The following is a 22,065-nucleotide window of genomic DNA, read 5'->3' as shown; positions in this document are numbered from 1 at the left end:
TCACCGAGACGACACAGCACAGTAGGAGCGAGCATGCTCGCGAAGGTCGTCAACGATCACGCGGGGAAACTGATTCTCCGCGGCGATCTTGAGTCCTTCGCGAGCCGGCTCGCTCCTACAGTGGGGCGTGGATCAGGACTTCTTGGCAGCCGTCTTGGCTTTGGCACTGCGCTGACGCTGCGCCTCGAACAGGCATACGCCCGTCGCCACGGAAACGTTGAGACTGCTGACGCTACCGGCCATCGGCAGGTTCACCAGATAATCGCAATGCTCACGGGTCAGGCGACGCATGCCCTTGCCTTCGGCGCCCATGATCAGGATGGTCGGGCCAGTCAGGTCCTGGTCATAAATGCTGACCTCGGCCTCTCCCGCCGTACCCACTACCCACAAACCGCGCTGCTGGAGTTTTTCCAGAGTGCGCGCCAGGTTGGTGACCGCAACCAGCGGAATCACTTCCGCTGCACCGCAGGCGACTTTTCGTACAACCGGAGTCAGCGTCGCTGATTTGTCCTTCGGCACGATCACCGCCAACGCACCCGCCGCATCGGCAGAACGCAGGCAAGCGCCAAGGTTGTGCGGATCGGTCACGCCGTCGAGCACCAACAGCAGCGGCGCGCCATCGGTGCGATCCAGCAGCTCGTCGAGCATCGCCTCACCCCAGACCTGACTCGGACTGACGTCCGCAACCACGCCCTGATGCACACCTTCTACCCAGGCATCCATTTCGCGACGCTCAGCCTGGCCGACCTGAACACGATTTTCGTTGGCCAGTTCGATCAGGGTCTGAACCCGCGGATCACTGCGACCTTCGGCCAGCCAGATCTGCTTGACGCGTTTGGGGTGGTGACGCAGCAACGCTTCTACAGCATGTACTCCGTAGATCTTTTCCAACTGACTCATGACTTGGCCTTAGGTTTACGCGCCCCGCCGCTTTTGGCTGGGGCCGAGCCCGCTTTTGGCGGGCCTTTACGATGCTTGCTCGGTTTGGCTGGCTTGCCGCCGACAGCGTTGTCAGCCGCCGACCGACTGGTCTTTCCCCCAGACGCCGCTTTACCGCCGCTTTTCGCACCGGCGAGCAACGCCTGTTTCATTTCACGACTTTTGCGCACTTCGGCGTTTTTCGCCGCTGCATCGCTTGGACGATAGGCTTCGACAGCCTTTTCCTTGACAGGACGACGACCGGTTTTCGCCGGCGCCGGTTCTGCGGCGGACTTGGAAGCAGGTGCCGCGGTTTCGGCGCCACGCTTCTTGCGACCGATCGGTGCGTTGATGGTGTTTTCAGCCATCTCGAAGTCGATTTTGCGCTCGTCGAGATCGACGCGCATGACCCGCACTTCAACTGTATCGCCAAGGCGGAAGCTGCGACCGGTACGCTCACCGGCGAGGCGGTGGTGCACAGGGTCGAAGTGATAGTAATCACCCGGCAGCGCGGTGACGTGCACCAGGCCTTCGACGTAGATATCGGTCAACTCGACGAACAAGCCAAAACCGGTTACCGCCGTGATCACACCCGGGAACGACTCGCCCACACGATCCTTCATGAACTCGCACTTGAGCCAGTTCACAACGTCGCGGGTCGCCTCGTCGGCACGGCGCTCGCTCATCGAGCACTGCTCGCCGAGCTGCTCCAGGGCCGCTTCGTCGTACGGATAGATGCGCGCCTTCGGAATGGTCATCGCACCGGCACGGCGAACGTGCGGGGTGTTCTGCTTCGAGTGGATCACGCTGCGAATCGCCCGGTGCGTGAGCAAGTCAGGGTAGCGGCGGATCGGCGAAGTGAAGTGGGTGTACGCCTCGTAATTCAGGCCGAAGTGGCCCTGGTTGTCGGCGCTGTACACCGCCTGGCTCAACGAACGCAGCATAACCGTCTGGATCAGATGGAAATCCGGACGATCCTTGATGCCGGCCAACAGTGCCTGGTAATCCTTCGGCGACGGGCCGTCCTTGCCTTTATGCAGGGACAGGCCGAGTTCGCCGAGGAAGGCGCGCAGCTTTTCCAGACGCTCAGGTGGCGGACCATCGTGAACGCGGTACAACGCCGGAATTTCATGCTTTTTGAGGAATTCGGCGGTGGCCACGTTGGCCGCCAGCATGCATTCCTCGATCAGCTTGTGGGCATCGTTGCGCACGGTCGGGCGGATTTCGGCGATTTTGCGCTCGGTACCGAAGATGATCCGGGTTTCCTGAGTCTCGAAATCGATTGCACCACGCACGTGACGTGCGGCCAGCAACACCTTGTACAGCGAGTAGAGCTGCTTGAGGTGCGGCACCACGTCGGTGTACTCGCCACGCAGCTTGCGCGCCTCGGTGGCTTTCGGCGTTTCCAGCATGGCGCTGACCTTGTTGTAGGTCAGACGGGCATGGGAGTGAATAACCGCCTCATAGAAGCAGTAGTCAGTCATTTCGCCGGATTTGGAGATGGTCATCTCGCAAACCATGGCCAGACGGTCAACTTGCGGGTTCAGCGAGCACAGGCCGTTGGACAGCTGCTCAGGCAGCATCGGGATCACGCGCTCGGGGAAGTACACCGAGTTGCCGCGAACCTGGGCCTCGGCATCGAGTGCCGAACCTAGCTTCACATAGCTTGATACGTCGGCAATCGCCACGTACAACTTCCAGCCGCCGGAGAACAGGCGCAGCTTGCCCGGACGGGCTTCGCAATAGACCGCGTCATCGAAGTCGCGAGCATCTTCGCCGTCAATGGTGACGAACGGCAGATGGCGCAAGTCGATGCGCTTCTCTTTGTCTTTCTCTTCGACTTCCGGCTTGAGCTTGGCAGCCTCTTTGAGCACGGCATCAGGCCAGACGTGAGGAATGTCATAGGTACGCAGGGCGACATCGATTTCCATGCCCGGCGCCATGTAGTTACCCACGACTTCAACCACGTCGCCTTGCGGCTGGAAGCGTGGCGTCGGCCAGTGGGTGATCTTCACCTCGACGAACTGACCGATCTGCGCGTTGGCGTTACGACCCGGCGTCACCAGCACTTCCTGCTGGATCTTCGGATTGTCGGCAACGACAAAACCGATGCCGCCCTCTTCGAAGTAACGGCCGACGATGGTTTCGTGAGCGCGGGACACCACTTCGACGATCATGCCTTCGCGGCGACCGCGTCGGTCCAGGCCGGAAACGCGGGCCAGCGCACGGTCACCGTCGAATACCAGGCGCATTTGCGCCGGGCTCATGAACAGGTCGTCGCTGCCATCGTCCGGCACCAGGAAACCGAAACCGTCACGGTGACCGCTGATACGACCGAGGATCAGGTCGAGCTTGTCCACCGGCGCATAAGTGCCACGACGGGTGTAGATAAGTTGAGCATCGCGCTCCATGGCGCGCAGACGGCGGCGCAGGGCTTCGATCTGGTCTTCTGTGGTCAGACCAAACTCTTCGACCAGCTGCTCGCGGTTAGCAGGCGAACCCCGATCAGCAAGGTGCTGAAGGATCAGTTCGCGGCTAGGAATAGGGTTTTCATATTTTTCCGCTTCACGAGCGGCCTCGGGATCGAGGGACTGCCAATCGGCCATTAGAGAGTTTTCACCTTGTCTATATACGGGTTAGTTTGGCATAGGCGTAATGAAACGGGAAATTTCAGGCTAAGACGCCCCTTCTGAAGCCCATTATCGACACCGCAATGCTGGTTTGAAGACCGCTGGCGAAATTTTCCAGGTTTTTTTGATCCCGGGGGTTTACAGTTAAAAGGACCCTCCGTATAGTGCGCGCCATCGACGACGGATACGTTGTTGATACTGCCCAGATGGTGAAATTGGTAGACACGCCAGCTTCAGGTGCTGGTGACCGCAAGGTCGTGGAAGTTCGAGTCTTCTTCTGGGCACCAATTTCGAGCTTGAGATTAGATCAATTTCAAGGCTCACACAAAAACCCGCGAAAGCGGGTTTTTTGCATTCTGAACCTTTGTTTTATTAATTTTAAAATCAGGGGTTTACAGATCAAAACACGCTCCGTATAGTGCGCCACATCAACAGCGGCAACGCTGAAGATGATTGCCCAGATGGTGAAATTGGTAGACACGCCAGCTTCAGGTGCTGGTGACCGCAAGGTCGTGGAAGTTCGAGTCTTCTTCTGGGCACCAATTCAAATCCAAGGTTACGACCCTGGATTTCACAAAAACCCGCGAAAGCGGGTTTTTGCGTTTCTGGCCCCCCTGCTAGACCTGTAGGAGCTGCCGAGTGAAACGAGGCTGCGATCTTTTGACTTTTAAAATCAAAATAAAAAGATCGCAGCCTTCGGCAGCTCCTACAATGAGCCCGCCTCGCCTTGCAATGCGCATGTGAGAAACAATATCGTTTATCATTGTTACTAGTTTTTGCAATGTGACAGTGAGGAACCCTGCGAATGATGTTTCGAAATACCCTGCGCCGCGGCCTGATCACCACCCTCCTCGGCCTGGCACTCGCCACTCCCCTCACCCAAGCCGCCGACCCGGTCTCCCTGACGCTCTACAACGGCCAGCACAAAGAAGTCGGCGACGCGGTCGCCAAAGCCTTCGAAGCCAAGACCGGCATTCACGTCAATGTACGCAAAGGCAGCAGTAATCAGCTCGCCAGCCAGGTCGTAGAAGAAGGCGACCGCTCCCCCGCCGACGTGATCTACACCGAAGAATCGCCACCACTGAACAAACTCGGCGAGCAAGGCCTGCTAGCCAAGACTGACGAGTCCACCCTGGCTGTTCTGCCCAAGGAATACGTAGCCAACAACGGCACCTGGATTGGCGTCACCGCCCGGGTGCGGGTCGTCGCATTCAACCCCAAACTGATCGAGGAAAAAGACCTGCCGACATCGGTGATGGAGTTCTCCGATCCAAAATGGCAAGGCAAGGTCGGCTTTGTGCCCACCAGCGGCGCCTTCCAGGAACAAGCCGTAGCGATCATCAAGGTCCACGGCATGGATGCAGCCGAAGAATGGCTGACCGGCTTGCGCGCTTTCGGCAAGACTTACAGCAACAACATGGTCGCGCTCAAAGCCGTGGAAAATGGAGAAGTGGCCACCGTACTGGTGAACAACTACTACTGGTTCGCCTTGCAACGGGAAAAAGGCCAGCTCGACTCGAAGCTGCATTACTTCACCGGCGGCGACGTCGGCGGGCTGATCACCGTGTCCAGCGCTGCGGTCCTGAAATCCAGCAAACATCCACAAGAAGCCCAGCAATTGCTCGCCTACATGGCCAGCGAAGAAGGTCAGCGTGTGATCACCCAGACCACCGCCGAATACCCACTGCACAAGGGTATGGAGTCGGATCGCGGGCTCAAGCCGTTCAGCGAACTGCAAGCCCCCAAAGTCACGCCCGCCGACCTCGGCAACGCTGAAGAAGCACTCGATCTGGAACGTGACGTTGGCCTGAACTGATGGGCACCTCACTGTCCGGGCATCACGCGTACGTGCCAAGGCGTAAACGGCCGTCCATCTGGCTGATACTGCCCGTACTGCTACTTGTCGTGCTCAGCCTGCTGCCCCTGCTCTATGTCGGCCTGAAAGCCTGGCAGGCGGGCTGGGCACAAGCGCTGCACTTGCTGTGGCGACCTTATGTATTCGGCCTGCTGCGCAACACACTCGCACTGATGATCGGCGTCACGCTCGCTTGCGGCGTAATCGGTTTGTCGCTGGCCTGGCTGCTGGAGCGTAGCAATTTGCCGGGCCGACGATTGTGGGGCGTGATCCTCTGCCTGCCGTTCGCCGTGCCGGCTTTTGTCAGCAGCTTCACCTGGGTTTCGCTAAGCGCTCATTTTGAGGGACTTGGCGGGGCCATCCTGGTGATGAGCCTCTCCAAATACCCGCTGATATTCCTGCCCGTGGCTGCAACGCTGCGTAACCTTGACCCGTCCCTGGAAGAATCCGCGCGCACGCTGGGACAGAATCGTTGGGGCGTGTTCTTCAAGGTCACCCTGCCCCTGCTCTGGCCTTCGCTGCTCGCCGGGTCATTGCTGATCGCTTTGCACATGCTGGTGGAGTTCGGCGCGCTGTCGATCATTGGCCTGAAAACCTTCACCACAGCGATCTATCAACAGTTCGAGCTGGAATTCAGCAACGCCAACGCCGCCATGCTATCAGCGGTACTGCTGGCGCTGTGCCTGATACTGCTATGGCTGGAGCTGCGCGTTCGCGGCAAGGGTCGACACGTGCGTACGGGGCAGGGCGCGGCGCGACAGGCAGAGCAAGTTCGCCTTGGACGATGGGCTTTGGCCGGACAGCTTTACTGCCTTTTGTTGGCGATTATCGGAAGCGGGATTCCCCTCGGCATGCTGGCGTACTGGCTGGCTGTGGGTTCGTCTGCGGCATTTCCGGTAGCTGCAATCGGTGAAGCACTGCTTTCATCCCTTGCACTGTCTCTTGGCGGCGCTGCGCTCTGCCTGGTATTGGCGGTACCGGTGGGCCTGCTGGTGGTTCGCTACAAAGGCCAATTGGCGATCTGGGCCGAGCGCCTGCCCTATCTGCTGCATGCGCTGCCCGGACTGGTGATTGCACTGACGCTGGTGTATTTCGCCCTGCACTATGTACCGGCGCTTTACCAGACATCGACGCTGCTGCTGATCGCTTATGCACTGCTATTTCTGCCGCTGGCGCAGGCGCCAATTCGCACCGCCCTGACCAAGGCCGCTCCGCAACTGGAAGAAGCGGCACGCACGCTGGGCGCTTCGTCGTTCAGCGCGTTTTGCCGGGTTACGCTGCCGATTATCTTCCCGGCACTGGGCGCGGCGTTTGCATTGGTGTTTCTGGATGCAATGAAGGAGCTGACGGCGACTTTGCTGCTGAGTCCGACAGGGCTGAATACGCTGGCAACGGAAGTGTGGGCGCATACCGCGAATGTGGAATTTGCGGCGGCGGCGCCTTATGCGGCGTTGTTGATTGTGGTGTCGGGGTTGCCGGTCTATCTGCTGACGACTCGGATGTATTTGAGTCGCTGACAAGCAAAAGATCGCAGCCTTCGGCAGCTCCTACAGGTGGCTTTACGCTTCTCTGCAGGAGCTGCCGAAGGCTGCGATCTTTTGATCTTTTACGCCCTGAACTGCCCCAGACTAGCCTTCAGCTGCGCCGCCAACCCATCCAGCACCTTGCCGCTGACCGTGGTTTCCACCACCGCCTGGGCGGCTTTCTCGGCCTGCGCATGAATGGTCTCGACCCGACCGCGCACAGCTTGCGCCCCTTTCGCCTGATGCTCGGCGGCCTGGGTCGCCAGACCAATCGCCGCATGCACCTGCTCGACCGACGCCTGTACCGATTGCTGCAACCGCGCACTGTCACGCAATACCAGCAATCCTTCACTGGCCTGGCGCCCAGCCTGACCAATCGCTGCCACCGCCTCCCGTGCCCCCTGCTGCAACGCCACGATGTGCGCCTGAATGTCGCCGGTGGAGCTTTGCGTCTTGCTCGCCAACGCCCGCACCTCATCCGCCACCACGGCGAATCCGCGCCCCGTCTCACCGGCACGCGCCGCTTCGATCGCAGCGTTCAGCGCCAACAGATTGGTCTGTTCGGCAATACCGTGTATCACCGTCAGTACCACCTCAATCTGTTCACTCTGCTGTGCCAGGCGCTCGATGACTTGCGCTCCGGTATTGACCTGACCGGCCAACTCCCCGATCAGGTTGCCGACTTTCTCCGAAGTCCGGGTGTTTTCATCGGTGGCCTGTCGAATTTCGACAACCTGCTTCAACGCAGCCTGCATCGCATGACTTTCGGACTGGGCTTCGTCAGCCATTTGCGACAGAGCCCGCAGACTTGCAGCAACCTCATCACGCTGCATGCCTGCCGCCGCATCGGCACCGGCATTGCGCAAGGTCATGGCACCAATTTCTACACCGGTACGCTGAGCCACATCACCCGCCTCGCGCACGATTGGCTGCAACTTATCCACAAAGCGATTGACCGCCGAAGCCATGTCGCCGATTTCGTCTTTGCTGTTGATCTGTACGCGCTTGGTCAGATCACCCTCACCCGCCGCCAGATCATCCATGGCCACAATCAGCATTTTCAGACGATTGACCACTCGACGACCGAGCACTACCGCCAGCAACAACAACACGCCACAGCCGACCACCGCCAGACTCAAACCAATGCGCCAACGCAAGGTGGCCGCTGCCTCCTGCACCGTACTGGTGGTGTTGGCCTTCATTTCAGATGCCATGGCCTGAGCCGACTGCAGACGCGCACCCATGACCGCCGCACTGTCCGCCGCCGCGCCCTTCAAGCTGTCGCCCACGAGCTGGTCGCTGCTGGCGATCAATGCGGAGAAACGCTTGTCCAGAGCCGCCAGATCGGTTTCCACCGAGGCCGTCGATACACCCATCAAGACCTTGCCGATTTCCACGCCATTGGGGTTGATCGAGGCTTCGATATAGAAGACCGACGGATCGTGCTTCGCCGCATCCAGCACCTTGTCCAGCGCACGCTCACCCCGACCCTTCTCCAAAAGGGCTTTGTTGATCGGGTTTTCCCGATTGAGATAGCGAGTCAGATGCTGGCCGGTGGCGTCGTCGTAGACCACGAACAGCACGTTGGGGTTGCGCTGGGCGCGACGGGCGAATTCGGACAGAGTCGGGACGTCGTTGTCCCACATGGCGCGCGGTGCAACCGAGGCCAGAAGCTGCGCCATGTCGTTGGCGGAATCCTTCAGGTCCTTTTCCAGCGTTGAGCGCAACTGCGCCTGCTCATCCTTCAGCCGAGAGGACAAACCAGCCGTCAGTCGCTGACGCGTACTGGTGGAGAGGCTGTCGAGGCTCGACGTGACTTCGCGCCCCGCCTGCTCAAGCTCACCAGAGAGTTTTTGGCTGTCCGCACCCAGGCGCGTGCCCAGATCAGCTTCAAGCGCCGTCACCGTGCTCCGGGTCAGCGCAACAGCGACCAGCACCTGCACCAAAAGGGCGATACCAAGAGTAACGAACACGGGCCGCAACAAACGGCTCTGTAACAATGAGAGAACAGCCGACACTTGATATCCCTCTGCAAAAGCGCCATTAAATTGATGGCACGCCAAAAGTGACGTTTTAAGCAAAGCTGATAGCAAAGGTCATGCCGTCCAGCAGACATAAACGACAAAGGCCCCTATCAAGGGGCCTTTGTTTTTTACATCAACAGCTTATCAAGCGAACGGATGACGCAGAACGATGGTTTCGTTGCGGTCCGGGCCCGTCGAAATAATGTCGATCGGCGCACCGATCAGCTCTTCAACGCGCTTGATATACGCACGGGCGTTGGCCGGCAGCTCTTCCAGGGTCTTGGCACCCACGGTCGACTCGGTCCAGCCCGGCACTTCTTCGTACACAGGCTGCAGGCCCACGTAGCTGTCAGCGTCAGTCGGGGCAACGGCATTGCCTTCTGCATCTTTGTAGCCGACGCAGATGTTGATGGTTTCCAGGCCGTCGAGCACGTCCAGCTTGGTCAGGCAGATACCCGAGATGCTGTTCACATCGATAGCGCGACGCAGGATGACGGCGTCGAACCAGCCACAACGACGGGCACGGCCAGTAGTCGCGCCGAACTCGTGACCTTGTTTGGCCAGGTGTGCACCGACTTCGTCGAACAGCTCAGTCGGGAATGGACCCGAACCTACACGAGTGGTGTAAGCCTTGGTGATGCCCAGGATGTAGTCCAGGAACATAGGACCAACACCCGAACCGGTAGCAACGCCGCCAGCGGTGGTGTTGGAGCTGGTCACGTACGGGTAGGTACCGTGGTCGATGTCCAGCAACGAACCCTGGGCGCCTTCGAACATGATGTCTTTGCCAGCGCGACGCAGGTCGTGCAGCTCGGCAGTCACGTCCAGCATCAGCGGCTTGAGCAGCTCAGCGTATTCTTTGCATTCGGCCAGGGTCTTGTCGAATTCGATGGCTGGCTCTTTGTAGTAACCCACCAGCATGAAGTTGTGGTAATCCACCAGTTCACGCAGTTTGTCTTCAAAGCGCGGCATGTTGAGCAGGTCGCCCACACGCAGGCCACGACGAGCGACCTTGTCTTCGTACGCCGGGCCGATGCCGCGACCGGTGGTACCGATCTTCAGCTCGCCACGGGCCTTTTCACGGGCCTGGTCCAGCGCGACGTGGAAGGACAGGATCAGCGGGCAGGACGGGCTGATGCGCAGGCGCTCGCGCACCGGCACACCTTTTTCTTCCAGCTTGATGATCTCGCGCAGCAGGGCGTCAGGTGCAACCACCACGCCGTTACCGATCAGGCACTGCACGCCTTCGCGCAGCACGCCCGACGGGATCAGGTGCAAGACGGTTTTTTCGCCGTCGATCACCAGCGTGTGACCAGCGTTGTGGCCACCCTGGTAGCGCACTACGGCGGCAGCATGTTCGGTCAGCAGATCAACGATCTTGCCTTTGCCCTCATCACCCCATTGGGTGCCCAGGACTACGACATTCTTACCCATAACACTTGTCCTCATTCGCGCAAACTTGGTGCCGGCGGCAGCCGGCAGGAAAACTCAAGAAGCCAGTGGCGATACTTGCCAAAGCCCGTTCTGCTGGATCAATTGCCGGTCGCAGTCCGCTTCACGGGCGGCGGCCAATGGTTGCCCAGGCAATGCCTGAACGACACGCTGACCCTCACTGCGCAACTGGCAAACCTGCTGCCAGAGTGCCGCATCCGTACTGTCAGGCATCCAGATACCGCCAGACGGTAGCTCGATCTCAGCACGCCCCAGGGTCACCAGGGTTTTCAAATCGGTGGAGAAGCCGGTAGCCGGACGAGCGCGACCGAAGTCGGCGCCGATATCGTCGTAACGACCGCCCTGGGCAATGGACTGGCCAACACCCGGTACAAACACCGCGAACACGACGCCGGTGTGGTAGTGATAGCCGCGCAACTCGCCCAGGTCGAAGTACAGCGGCAATTGCGGGAAACGCACGGACAAACGCTCGGCAATCGCCAGCAGATCGTCCAGCGCCGCCAGAACCGGGGCTGGGGCCTTGGCTAGACGCTCACGGGCAGCGCTCAATACTTCGCGGCCGCCACACAGGTCGACCAGGGCTCGCAGCATATCGGAAAGATCGGCAGGCAAGCCTTCGGTCAAGATAATGACCTCGTCGATGGCCTTACGTTGCAGCGCATCGAACAACTGCTGCTCGACTTCACCGGACAAACCGGCGGCGCGAGCCAGGCCACGGTAGATGCCAACATGACCGAGATCCATGTGCACATCCGGCACATCGGCCAGTTGCAGCATGGCCAGCATCAGGCTGATGACTTCCACGTCGCTGCTCGGACTGGCGTCGCCGTACAACTCGGCACCCAGTTGAATCGGGCTGCGCGAGGACGACAATGCGCGAGGCTGCGCGTGCAGCACGCTGCCGGCATAACACAGGCGGCTTGGACCTTCGCGACGCAGGGTGTGCGCGTCGATGCGCGCCACTTGCGGCGTGATGTCGGCACGGAAACCCATTTGCCGGCCCGATTGCGGATCGATGACCTTGAAGGTCCGCAGATCCAGGTCCTGACCCGCGCCGGTCAGCAGGGATTCCAGGTACTCGATATGGGGAGTCACGACAAACTCGTAACCCCAGCTCTGGAACAGATCCAACACCTGACGACGCGCGACTTCAATGCGCGCCGCTTCCGGTGGCAGTACTTCTTCGATGCCATCTGGCAGAAGCCAGCGGTCTACCGTTGCCATTACGCCTTCCCCTATATCCGGGCAGCCAGCCTGTCGGCGAGCCTTGAGTGAAGCAGAAAATGGTCAGCTCATATACAAACCACGCGCATGAGCGACGGAGCGAAAAGCCCTCTAACCGGCTTCGCCAACCACGTTCCTCGAAAAACTGTCAGGCCGTTCGGCCCGTCGTCTGCTCAAAAAACAGCAATCAAACATGCAGACGCAAAAAAGCCGGGAATTTCCCGGCTGCCGCATCATACACACGTTTTCCCAAAGGATCACCCCGCCAGAGGTTTTAGCCGCCCGGCGGGGTGATTCAGGTCAACGCCGTATCAAGGCTTGGCTTTTTCCAGGTAATGGAAGAAGTCACTACTTGGGTCGAGGACCATGACGTCGGATTTGTTCGCAAAGCTTTCACGGTACGCACGCAGGCTGCGGTAGAACGCGTAGAACTCCTGGTCTTGACCGTACGCCTTGGAGTAAATCGCTGCGGCCTGGGCATCACCGTCACCGCGAACCTCTTCAGACTCACGATAGGCTTCAGCCAGCAGTACGCGGCGCTGACGATCGGCGTCGGCACGGATGCCTTCGGCCAGCTCGTTACCCTTGGCGCGGTGCTCGCGAGCTTCACGCTCACGCTCGGTGCTCATACGTTCGAACACACTGCGGTTCACTTCTTTGGGCAGGTCGATGGTCTTGACCCGAACATCGACTACTTCGATACCCAGTTCTTTCTCGGCCATCTTGTTCAGCGATGCCGTGATATCCGCCATCAGCGCATCACGTTCACCCGACACCACTTCGTGCAAGGTACGCTTACCGAACTGGTCACGCAGGCCCGATTCCAGACGACGGGACAGACGTTCATCGGCAATCTGCTTGAGGCCGGAAGTCGCGGTGTAGAAACGCTCTGCGTCCTTCACACGCCACTTGGCGTAGGCATCGACCATTACAGCTTTCTTTTCCAGCGTCAGGAAGCGCTGCGTCGGTGCATCCAGCGTCATCAGGCGTGCGTCGAATTTACGCACCTGGTTAACGTAAGGCACTTTCACATGCAGGCCCGGCTGAACATCGGCCTGAACCACGCGACCAAACTGCAGCAACACCGCGCGCTCGGTCTGAGCCACGATGTAGAAGCAGTTCCAGGCAGCGATCGCCACGACGACGCCGACAATAAGGGCGATCAGCGATTTATTGCTCATCAGCGACTCTCCCTGGTACGTGCTTGCTGTTGCTGCAGATCAGCTGCGGCACGCGCATTCGCTTCATTGCTGGTGGCTGCCGCACTGTTCACCGGAGTGCTAGTGCTGCGGCCACTTTCGACCATTTTGTCCAGCGGCAGGTACAACAGGTTGCTCTGGCCATTTTTGTTGCCGGTCACGAGCACCTTGCTGGTGTTGCTGAAGACTTCCTGCATGGTGTCCAGGTACAGACGCTGGCGGGTGACTTCAGGTGCCTTGCGGTACTCGGCGACCAGTTTGGTGAAGCGATCAGCCTCACCCTTGGCACGCGAGACGGTTTCGTCACGGTAGCCGTTGGCGTCTTCGAGGATACGCTGAGCCTGACCACGAGCTTCCGGCACGACGCCGTTGGCATAGGTTTCAGCCTGGTTACGCGAACGCTGCTCGTCTTCACGGGCACGGATCACGTCATCGAAGGCTTCCTGGACTTCACGCGGTGCCGCTGCGCTCTGAACGTTGACCTGGGTAACGGTGATGCCGGTGCGATAGGTATCCATGAAGCGTTGCAGGCGCTCCTTGATCTCGCTGGCCATCAATTCACGGCCTTCGGTCAGCACCTGGTCCATTGCGGTGGAACCCACCACGTGGCGCAAGGCACTGTCGGTCGCGTGCTGCAGGCTGATTTCTGGCTGATCGACGCTCAGCACGAAGTCCTGCAGGTTGCTGATCTTGTACTGCACGGTCAGCGGCACTTCGACGATGTTCTCGTCTTCAGTCAACATCTGGCCCTGCTTGGTGTACGCACGCTCACGCGTTACGTTTTCCATGTACTTTTTATCGATCGGCGGGAAATAGATGTTCAGACCCGGGCCAACCGTTTCGTAGTACTTGCCGAAGCGCAGCACCACGGCTTGCTCCTGCTCGTCGACGACGTAGACCGCGCTGTACAGCCATACGGCCGCCAGGACAACCAGGCCGATGCCGAGCAGGCCGCCAAAGCCGCCACTCTTGCCCGAACCACCGCCATCATCACCGCCACGTTTCTTACCACCACCGAACAACCCGTTCAGGCTTTCCTGCAGCTTTCGGAAGGCCTCGTCGAGATCCGGTGGTCCCTTGCGGTCGCCGTTATTACGACGTTTGCCACCCCAAGGGTCCTGATTATTCGAGTTGCCACCCGGCTCATTCCAAGCCATAGCGCTCTCCATCTGATAAAGCAAAGACGCACCCACGGCGCGCCGACCAATGCTACAGAATGCCTGTCACCACGGCACAACCGCTTTCTCAGGCTTTTATTGCAAAGTGTGTTGCTCGATGAATTCCATCGGCTGCAATCCTTCGCGGCTTACCAGTCGATTCAACTCGACCCGGGGCAAACGAACGGCCAGCAAACTGATGCCTTCTTCGTCGTGCTCTTCTTTCTGCACCGCACCGAGTTCGAAAAACTGCGCACGCAGTCGAGCGAATCGTTGCGGCAAACGCAAGGTACCGATAAACAAATCACTGCCAAGTAATTCAGCAATGGCTTGCTCAAGCAATTCCAGCCCCGAGCCATCACGCGCCGATAGCCAGACCCGCTGGGGCTTGCCGTTTTCGTCGCGCTGGATTTGTGGCTCAACGCCTTCAAGCAAATCGAGTTTGTTATAGACCTCGAGGATCGGCAAGTCCTGGGCACCAATCTCGCCCAGCACCACCATCACCTGCTCGATCTGCAACAGGCGATCCGGTTCGGCCGCATCGATCACGTGCAACAACAGGTCGGAATTGCTCGACTCTTCGAGGGTAGACCGAAATGCCTCGACCAGCTTGTGGGGCAAGTGACGAATGAAACCCACAGTGTCTGCCAGGACAATCGGCCCCAGGTCGTCCAGTTCCAGACGACGCAAGGTCGGATCCAGCGTGGCAAACAACTGATCAGCCGCGTACACGTCGGATTTCGTCACGTTGTTGAAGAGTGTGGATTTACCGGCGTTGGTGTACCCCACCAGGGACACGGTTGGAATATCCGCACGCGATCGGCCACGTCGCGACTGTTCGCGCTGGCTACGCACTTTTTCCAGCCGCCCCTTGATCTGTCGCAGGCGAACCCGCAGCAAACGGCGGTCGGTTTCCAGCTGGGTTTCACCCGGACCACGCATACCGATACCGCCACCCTGGCGCTCAAGGTGAGTCCAGCCACGAACCAGCCGGGTGCTCATGTGGTCGAGCTGGGCCAGTTCTACCTGGAGCTTGCCTTCATGGGTTCGGGCGCGCTGGGCGAAAATATCGAGAATCAGACCGGTACGGTCGATCACGCGACACTCGAAAACCCGCTCGAGGTTACGTTCCTGACTGGGCGTGAGGATGTGATTGAAAATCACCAGATCGGCTTCTTCGGCTTTGACGAGGTCGCGCAACTCCTCGACCTTGCCGCTGCCAATCAGGAATTTGGCGGTTGGCCGATGACGCGGCACGTTAAAAAACGCAACGGTCTCGGCGCCGGCCGAATTAGCCAATTCCTGAAACTCCTGCGGATCTTCGCGCGCCTCAGGGTCCTGTCCATCCAAGTGAACGAGAATTACTCGCTCACCACCACCGTGGCGCTCAAAGAACAAAGGAGACTCCTATCAGGCGTTACCTGGCTCAGCGTCACCCGCTTCGGATTCGGTTGCGCTAGGCAGACGAATTGGACGAACCGGCACCACTGTCGAGATAGCGTGTTTGTAAACCATTTGGCTGACGGTGTTTTTCAACAGGATAACGAACTGGTCGAAAGATTCGATCGTACCTTGCAGCTTGATACCGTTGACCAGGTAAATGGACACCCCAACTTTTTCTTTACGTAAAGTATTCAAGTAAGGGTCTTGTAGCGAATGCCCTTTTGACATGTGCCGCACTCCTTTAAGGATTCAATATAAAAAATAGATAATCAGATGGCTTCAGCCGCCCCACCCCCAAGGATAGACGGCAATTGCAAGGACTCAGCTCAATATGGAGATGGTCCCCAAGTATTTCAAGGCGCGTGGCAGATTGTCGCAATCCAGACTGTCCAGCCAATGTAAATCAGCCCAACTGCGCAACCAGGTGAACTGGCGCTTCGCCAACTGGCGCGTGGCAATGATTCCACGCTCCTGCATCTCGGCTGACGTCAGCTTGCCATCCAGGTAATCCCAGACTTGTCGGTAGCCTACCGCACGTATAGACGGCAACCCGGCATGCAGGTCACTTCGCTTACGCAGGGCTACGACCTCGTCAATGAATCCCTGTTCCAACATTAAAGTGAATCTTTGTTTAATTCGCTCATGAAGTACCTGCCGATTTGCCGGAGCAATGGCCAAGTTCGCGACAGTATAGGGCAATTGTTGCCGTCCCGAAGCGGCTGCTTCAGTACTTTGCGCAGATTGTCTCAAACGCAGGTCGGTCATGCTTTGACCGCTGACACGATAAACTTCCAGCGCTCGACTGAGACGCTGAGGATCGTTCGGATGTATTCGCGCGGCGGACACCGGATCGATCAACGCCAACTGGTCGTGCAAGGCTTGCCAGCCAAGGCGCGTGGCCTCTTCTTCGATTTGCGCACGGACTTCGGGGTCGGCCGCGGGCATTTCTGCCAAGCCTTCGACCAACGCCTTGTAGTAGAGCATCGTGCCACCTACAAGCAGCGGGATTTTTCCGCGCGCGGTGATCTCGGCCATGGCCTGGAGGGCGTCACGACGGAAATCCGCAGCCGAATAGCTCTCTGCCGGGTCGAGAATATCGATCAGTCGATGCGGATATTGCGCCAACAACTCTTTGGAAGGCTTGGCTGTACCGATGTCCATGCCACGATAAACCAGTGCCGAATCGACACTGATCAACTCGCAAGGCAGGACTTTAGTGAGCTCGATGGCCAGATCGGTCTTGCCGGCGGCGGTCGGGCCCATCAGGAAAATCGCAGGTGGGAGCTGGCTCATCAACGACCGCGCAAGAACAGTTTGTCCAGATCGTCCAGGCCCAATTGGGTCCAGGTCGGTCGGCCATGGTTGCATTGACCGCTGCGCTCGGTATTTTCCATGTCTCGCAGCAGACCGTTCATTTCCGGCAAGGCCAGGCGCCGATTCGCACGAACCGCGCCATGGCAGGCCATGGTCCCGAGCAGTTCGTTGATGTGCGCCTGAATACGATCACTGGTGCCGTACTCCATCAGGTCAGCCAACACGTCAGCGACCAGCCGGTTGGCTTCAGCCTGCTTGAGTAGCGCCGGAATCTGCCGGATGGCCAGGGTTTCCGGCCCAAGGCGTTGCAATTCAAAGCCCAGGCGCTGGAACCAGGCAACGTGCTCCTCGGCGCAATCGGCTTCGCGCTGACTGACCGCCAGGGACTCCGGCACCAGCAAAGGCTGGCCGCTCAGACCTTCGCTGGCCATGGCGACCTTCAGGCGTTCGTACATGATCCGCTCGTGGGCGGCGTGCATGTCTACCAACACCAGACCCTGGGCGTTTTCCGAAAGAATGTAGATGCCCTTGAGCTGGGCCAGTGCGTAACCCAGCGGCGGAATGTCGTCTTGCCCTGCGGGCAACGCTACCGCATTCGCTTCAGGCAACGGCGCAAAAAACTCGCGATACGCCGCTTGCGCTTCAGCCGCCGGGACAGCCGACTGCGGACGCGGAGTGTACTGATACTGATAGCCCGCACCAGCACCCGAACCTGCGGGCGGATTGAATGCAGGCTGAGCCTGGGGCTGCTCCAGCAGCGCATTGGCTGCCAGGCGCATTTCGCCCTGGGGTCCGAACTCGCCGGCCTCAAGGCCAGTCGGCCGGACAATGGCCGTCGCAACCGGAGCCGCCTGATGATCATCCGGCCGCACATCGCCCAAGGCACGGTGCAAAGTGCCATACAGGAAGTCGTGAACCATGCGCCCCTCACGGAAGCGCACTTCGTGCTTGGTCGGGTGCACGTTGACGTCCACGCCCGTCGGATCGACCTCGAAAAACAACACGAAGGTCGGATGCCGGCCATTGAACAGCACATCGCGATAAGCCTGGCGCACCGCGTGGGCCACCAGCTTGTCACGCACGGCACGGCCATTGACGAAGAAGTACTGCAAATCTGCCTGACTGCGGTTGAACGTCGGCAAACCGACCCAACCCCAGAGGTGCAAGCCGTTGCGCTCGATTTCGATCGGCAGCGCTTGCTCCAGGAAGCCAGGGCCACAGATTGCCGCCACACGCCGGGCGCGGGCCGCATCATCATGGGCTTCATGCAGGCTGAGAATGGTCTTGCCGTTGTGGCGCAAGTGAAACGCTACGTCGAATCGCGCCAAGGCCAGGCGCCTGATCACTTCTTGCAGGTGATCGAATTCGGTTTTTTCGGTCTTGAGAAATTTGCGCCGCGCCGGCGTGTTGAAGAACAGGTCGCGCACTTCCACCGAGGTACCGACCGGATGGGCCGCAGGCTGCACACGGGGCGCCATGTCGCGCCCCTCGGTTTCCACCTGCCAGGCCTGATCGGCGTCGCGAGTGCGTGAGGTCAGTGTCAGGCGCGCAACGGAACTGATCGACGCCAGCGCCTCGCCACGAAAACCCAGGCTCATGACCTGCTCAAGGTCTTCCAGGTTGCGAATTTTGCTGGTGGCGTGCCGCGCCAGGGCCAGCGGAAGGTCATCAGCCGAAATGCCACTGCCATCGTCGCGCACCCGCAGCAGCTTGACGCCGCCCTGCTCCACATCCACATCGATGCGCCTGGCGCCGGAGTCGAGGCTGTTTTCCAACAGCTCCTTGATCACCGAAGCCGGGCGTTCTACCACCTCACCCGCGGCAATCTGGTTCGCCAGTCGCGGACTGAGCAGTTCGATGCGAGCGCTGTTGTTCACCACCTGATTCATTCTTTGGCCGCCAGGTCGGTGCCTGGAATGGTCAGGTGCTGACCCACCTTGAGCTCATCACTCGACAGATTGTTAGCGCTGCGCAGGACAGCCGGTGATATCTGGTAACGCACGGCGATCATCGCCAATGTTTCGCCCGGATTTACGCGATGGTCACGGGGACCTTGGGCAATTTTGCCCGAATCACGCAGCCAGGCAATGTAAGTGCCCGGTGGCGGGTTCTGCTGGAAGAACTGGCGCACGCCGCTGCTGATGGAACGTGCCAGCGCCTGCTGGTGGTTCGATGCTGCAAGCTTGGACGCTTCGTTGGCATTGGAGATAAACCCGGTTTCCACCAGGATCGACGGAATATCCGGCGACTTCAACACCATGAACCCGGCTTGTTCAACGCGCTGCTTGTGCAATGGCGTGACACGGCCGATGTTGCTCAAGACTTTTTGACCGACGTTCAGACTGGAGGTCAGGGACGCCGTCATCGACAAATCGAGCAATACGCCCGCGAGCATGCGGTCTTTGTCATCGAGGCTGACGTTGCCGGCGCCACCGATCAAGTCGGAACGGTTTTCACTGTCGGCCAGCCAACGGGCGGTCTCTGAAGTCGCGCCACGATCCGACAGGGCGAACACCGAGGCACCGAACGCGGCGGCCGAAGGTGCGGCATCGGCGTGAATCGAGACGAACAGGTCGGCACCCTTCTTGCGGGCGATTTCAGTACGGCCACGCAAGGGAATGAAGTAGTCGCCAGTCCGAGTCAGCTCGGCGCGGAAGCCTTTCATGCCGTTGACCTGACGCTGCGTTTCACGAGCGATCTGCAACACCACGTCTTTTTCGCGCTGACCGCGGGAGCCGGAAGCGCCCGGGTCTTCACCGCCGTGACCGGCATCGATCACCACAACGATGTCGCGCTTGCCTGCCGGTGCTGGCGGCAACTTGATAGCAGGCTCCGTTGGCGTAACCGGCACAGCCGGCACTGTAGCGACTGACGGTGTCGGCGCAGGAGACGGCGCAGCATCAGCCGGGTTGTCGAACAGGTCGACCACCAATCGGTTGCCATACTGGGCGTTTGGCGCCAGGGAGAAGCTTTTCGGCGTGACCGCTTTTTTCAGGTCAATAACCACACGCAGGTCAGTCGGCGTGCGTTGGGCCGAGCGCATAGCGGTGATTGGGGTGTTCGAGGTGTTGACGTTCAGCGGCGCGCCAAGGGTCGCACCATTGATATCGATCACCAGGCGATCCGGTGCCGTCAGGGTAAAGACGCTGTGCTGCACCGGTCCGGTCAGGTCAAACACCAGTCGTGTGTTGTCCGGCGCCCGCCACAAGCGAACGCTGTTGACCTTCGAGTCGGCCACAGCGTCGACGGTCACCGCCAAAAACAACATACCTACGGCAGCCACCAACGCGCGAAAGCGCATACCTAACCCCATCATCTAATTGGATTCCAATGCCAAAGCGGCACACCAGGTTTCGCCACGCGAGCCCTGGGACAAAATTTTCAGCGAACGCCCACTGTCTTGCGGGCTAATGGTAATGGTCAGGTCGGGCTTTGGCAAAAAGCCTGCACCTTTATCGGGCCACTCGATCAAGCACAAGGCATCATCCTCGAAGTAGTCGCGAATGCCGAGAAACTCCAACTCTTCCGGATCGACCAGTCGATACAGATCGAAATGAAAAGCGCGAATGCCGCCGATCTCGTAAGGCTCCACCAAGGTAAAGGTCGGACTCTTTACCGCCCCGACATGCCCCAAACCGCGAATGATGCCCCGCGACAGCGTGGTTTTCCCCATTCCCAGGTTGCCTTCCAGGAAGATCAGGCCGTGGCCTTCGGTGATACGGGCAATACGTGCGCCAAAGTCGCTCATGGCCTCTTCATCGGCCAGGTACAGGGTTACTTCAGACACGGTGCTTGCTCCTCCAACAACTGACGAATGGCTGGAATCAGATCACTGGCCGCCAGCCCGCGGCCCGATTTACCTTGTTGCTCTCCCGCATTGGCGTGCAACCAGACTGCCAGGCAAGCAGCGTCGAACGCCTCCATGCCTTGAGCCAGTAGCGCGCCGACCAGACCGGCCAGCACATCGCCCAAACCCGCAGTGGCCATGGCCGGGTGCCCCTGATGACATAGCGCCAGCCGCCCGTCCGGATGGGCGATCAGGCTGCCAGCCCCCTTCAAGATCACTACCGCTGTGTATTTTTTGCTCAGCGTACGGGCCGCCGCCGGACGGTCGGCTTGCAGCTCAGCCGTGCTGATCCCGAGTAACCGTGCAGCTTCGCCCGGATGCGGGGTTATCACACAGTCCCTGGGCAGGCTGACGTGCTCGTCGGCCAGCAGGTTCAACGCATCAGCGTCCCAGACTTGCGGCAACGATGCACTGGCTGCCGCCGACAGCAAGCTACGCCCCCAGGCAGCCTGCCCGAGGCCAGGGCCAACCACCAGCACAGAAATTTTTTCAAGCAGCCCCACCAGTTGATTGGCTGAAGATGCGCCCACCACCATGGCCTCGGGAATTCTTCCAAGGGCCGCTGACACATGCTCCGGGCGAGTGGCCAGCGAGACCATGCCCGCACCACTGCGCAGCGCACTTTGCGCACTCAGCAAAATCGCGCCGCCGAAACCTCGATCACCGCCAATCAGCAGCACATGGCCGAACTTGCCTTTATGGGAAGCAGGTAATCGGGGGGGCAGGCGTGGCAAATTGCTGGTCGTCAGCCGCAGCGCACTGCTCGGTGCGTCCAGCAACAGCTGAGGATCGGCGTGCAAGTTGTTGAATATCAGCTCACCCACGACATCCGCCGCATCGCCGGTGAACAACCCCAGTTTCAAGCCGATGAACGTAACCGTCAGATCGGCCCGCACTGCACAACCGAGGATACGGCCGGTATCGGCGCATAGCCCCGAAGGAATATCCACCGCCGCCACCGGCTGCTCGCTGGCATTGATCGAGGCGATGGCTGAAGCATACGGATCGCGGACATCGCCAGTCAGACCCGTGCCAAGCAGTGCATCCAGCACGATGCCACGCAATTCGGACTGTGCCGTCCAGGACTCGATGGTGACTTTTTCCGACACTGCCTCGGCATGGGCCAATGCCGCATCGCCCTGCAATCGCCGCGGTTCCCCAACCGCCAAGACCCGAACCGACCACCCGGCGCGCAGGGCCATTGCCGCCACCAGATAACCATCCCCGGCGTTGTTGCCATGGCCCGCGAGCACGCTGAGCTCATTCGCTGACGGCCACTGCCGAACCAGCGCGCGCCACGTCGCCCGCGCCGCGCGCTGCATCAATTCGAATCCCGGCGTGCCGGCCGCGATCAGGCTCGAATCGAGCCCTCGTACCTGCGCGGCGCTGTACAGCGCGTCGGGTAATTCATCTTTAGTGTGCGGCATGCGTCTTCGAGCTCCGATGTCTGGCAGAATTATACGCACCTCAGCTCCGGTT

At 59.6% G+C, this 22,065-nt stretch carries 16 protein-coding genes and 2 tRNA genes; 4 read left to right on the top strand and 14 right to left on the bottom strand.

Translation table 11 applies throughout. From position 1 onward, the window contains the following. Nucleotides 1-132: 132 nt before the first annotated feature. Nucleotides 133-900 (bottom strand): 23S rRNA (guanosine(2251)-2'-O)-methyltransferase RlmB, encoded by a 768-nt coding sequence (gene rlmB, locus QMK58_RS03210; RefSeq protein ID WP_053153714.1) that lies wholly within the window; start codon nt 898-900, stop codon nt 133-135. Beyond that, on the bottom strand, nt 897-3,524 hold the full coding sequence (rnr, locus tag QMK58_RS03205) for a ribonuclease R (protein ID WP_053153711.1): 2,628 nt from the start codon (nt 3,522-3,524) through the stop codon (nt 897-899). Before rnr ends, rlmB begins: the two co-directional genes overlap by 4 nt. 224 nt (nt 3,525-3,748) lie before the next feature. On the opposite strand from rnr, the gene QMK58_RS03200 reads away from it, so the two are divergent. The 4 genes from QMK58_RS03200 (at nt 3,749) to QMK58_RS03185 (ending at nt 6,920) form a co-directional block, all read left to right on the top strand. After that, nucleotides 3,749-3,835, top strand: a tRNA-Leu gene (locus QMK58_RS03200). A gap of 168 nt (nt 3,836-4,003) precedes the next feature. Then, nucleotides 4,004-4,090: transfer RNA gene (locus QMK58_RS03195), tRNA-Leu, on the top strand. A 263-nt stretch (nt 4,091-4,353) separates the two neighbouring features. Then, complete coding sequence (locus QMK58_RS03190; protein WP_053153707.1) at nt 4,354-5,364, top strand: extracellular solute-binding protein; 1,011 nt, start codon at nt 4,354-4,356, stop codon at nt 5,362-5,364. Beyond that, complete coding sequence (locus QMK58_RS03185) at nt 5,364-6,920, top strand: iron ABC transporter permease (protein ID WP_320395857.1); 1,557 nt, start codon at nt 5,364-5,366, stop codon at nt 6,918-6,920. Before QMK58_RS03190 ends, QMK58_RS03185 begins: the two co-directional genes overlap by 1 nt. 89 nt (nt 6,921-7,009) lie before the next feature. Here the strand turns inward: QMK58_RS03185 and QMK58_RS03180 are convergent, their stop codons facing one another. The 12 genes from QMK58_RS03180 to QMK58_RS03125 all read right to left on the bottom strand — a co-directional run bounded on the left by QMK58_RS03180 (nt 7,010) and on the right by QMK58_RS03125 (nt 22,013). Continuing rightward, nucleotides 7,010-8,944, bottom strand: coding sequence for a methyl-accepting chemotaxis protein (locus QMK58_RS03180; protein ID WP_053153701.1), 1,935 nt, complete (start codon nt 8,942-8,944; stop codon nt 7,010-7,012). 150 nt (nt 8,945-9,094) lie between these two features. Beyond that, nucleotides 9,095-10,384 (bottom strand): adenylosuccinate synthase, encoded by a 1,290-nt coding sequence (locus QMK58_RS03175; protein WP_053153698.1) that lies wholly within the window; start codon nt 10,382-10,384, stop codon nt 9,095-9,097. A gap of 54 nt (nt 10,385-10,438) precedes the next feature. Next, nucleotides 10,439-11,626 carry an ATP phosphoribosyltransferase regulatory subunit gene (locus tag QMK58_RS03170; RefSeq protein ID WP_053153695.1) on the bottom strand — a complete coding sequence of 396 codons (1,188 nt, stop codon included), beginning with the start codon at nt 11,624-11,626 and terminating at the stop codon, nt 10,439-10,441. Between the two features lie 311 nt (nt 11,627-11,937). Beyond that, nucleotides 11,938-12,807 (bottom strand): protease modulator HflC, encoded by an 870-nt coding sequence (gene hflC, locus QMK58_RS03165; RefSeq protein WP_053153692.1) that lies wholly within the window; start codon nt 12,805-12,807, stop codon nt 11,938-11,940. Then, nucleotides 12,807-13,982: an FtsH protease activity modulator HflK gene (hflK, locus tag QMK58_RS03160; RefSeq protein ID WP_053153689.1), complete on the bottom strand. Its 1,176-nt coding sequence runs from the start codon at nt 13,980-13,982 to the stop codon at nt 12,807-12,809. The genes hflC and hflK overlap by 1 nt, the downstream gene beginning before the upstream one ends. A 96-nt stretch (nt 13,983-14,078) precedes the next feature. Further along, nucleotides 14,079-15,380, bottom strand: coding sequence for a ribosome rescue GTPase HflX (gene hflX / locus QMK58_RS03155; RefSeq protein ID WP_053153686.1), 1,302 nt, complete (start codon nt 15,378-15,380; stop codon nt 14,079-14,081). 12 nt (nt 15,381-15,392) lie between these two features. Then, nucleotides 15,393-15,653: an RNA chaperone Hfq gene (hfq, locus tag QMK58_RS03150; RefSeq protein ID WP_007902656.1), complete on the bottom strand. Its 261-nt coding sequence runs from the start codon at nt 15,651-15,653 to the stop codon at nt 15,393-15,395. 93 nt (nt 15,654-15,746) lie between these two features. Continuing rightward, entirely contained in the window at nt 15,747-16,718 is a 972-nt protein-coding gene (miaA, locus tag QMK58_RS03145; RefSeq protein ID WP_053153684.1) for a tRNA (adenosine(37)-N6)-dimethylallyltransferase MiaA, read from the bottom strand. Next, a complete protein-coding gene (gene mutL, locus QMK58_RS03140) occupies nt 16,718-18,628 on the bottom strand; it encodes a DNA mismatch repair endonuclease MutL (protein ID WP_053153681.1) in 1,911 nt (636 codons plus the stop codon). The genes miaA and mutL overlap by 1 nt, the downstream gene beginning before the upstream one ends. Continuing rightward, nucleotides 18,625-20,055 (bottom strand): N-acetylmuramoyl-L-alanine amidase, encoded by a 1,431-nt coding sequence (locus tag QMK58_RS03135; protein WP_053153678.1) that lies wholly within the window; start codon nt 20,053-20,055, stop codon nt 18,625-18,627. The genes mutL and QMK58_RS03135 overlap by 4 nt, the downstream gene beginning before the upstream one ends. After that, the gene (tsaE, locus tag QMK58_RS03130) at nt 20,056-20,526 is read right to left on the bottom strand and encodes a tRNA (adenosine(37)-N6)-threonylcarbamoyltransferase complex ATPase subunit type 1 TsaE (protein ID WP_053153675.1); all 471 of its coding nucleotides are present in this window, start codon (nt 20,524-20,526) and stop codon (nt 20,056-20,058) included. Next, nucleotides 20,514-22,013 carry an NAD(P)H-hydrate dehydratase gene (locus QMK58_RS03125; protein WP_053153673.1) on the bottom strand — a complete coding sequence of 500 codons (1,500 nt, stop codon included), beginning with the start codon at nt 22,011-22,013 and terminating at the stop codon, nt 20,514-20,516. The genes tsaE and QMK58_RS03125 overlap by 13 nt, the downstream gene beginning before the upstream one ends. Nucleotides 22,014-22,065: the final 52 nt, after the last annotated feature.

This window comes from Pseudomonas sp. P8_241, assembly GCF_034008315.1.
Taxonomy (GTDB): Bacteria; Pseudomonadota; Gammaproteobacteria; order Pseudomonadales; family Pseudomonadaceae; genus Aquipseudomonas.
This window is presented reverse-complemented; position numbering and strand designations above follow the sequence as displayed.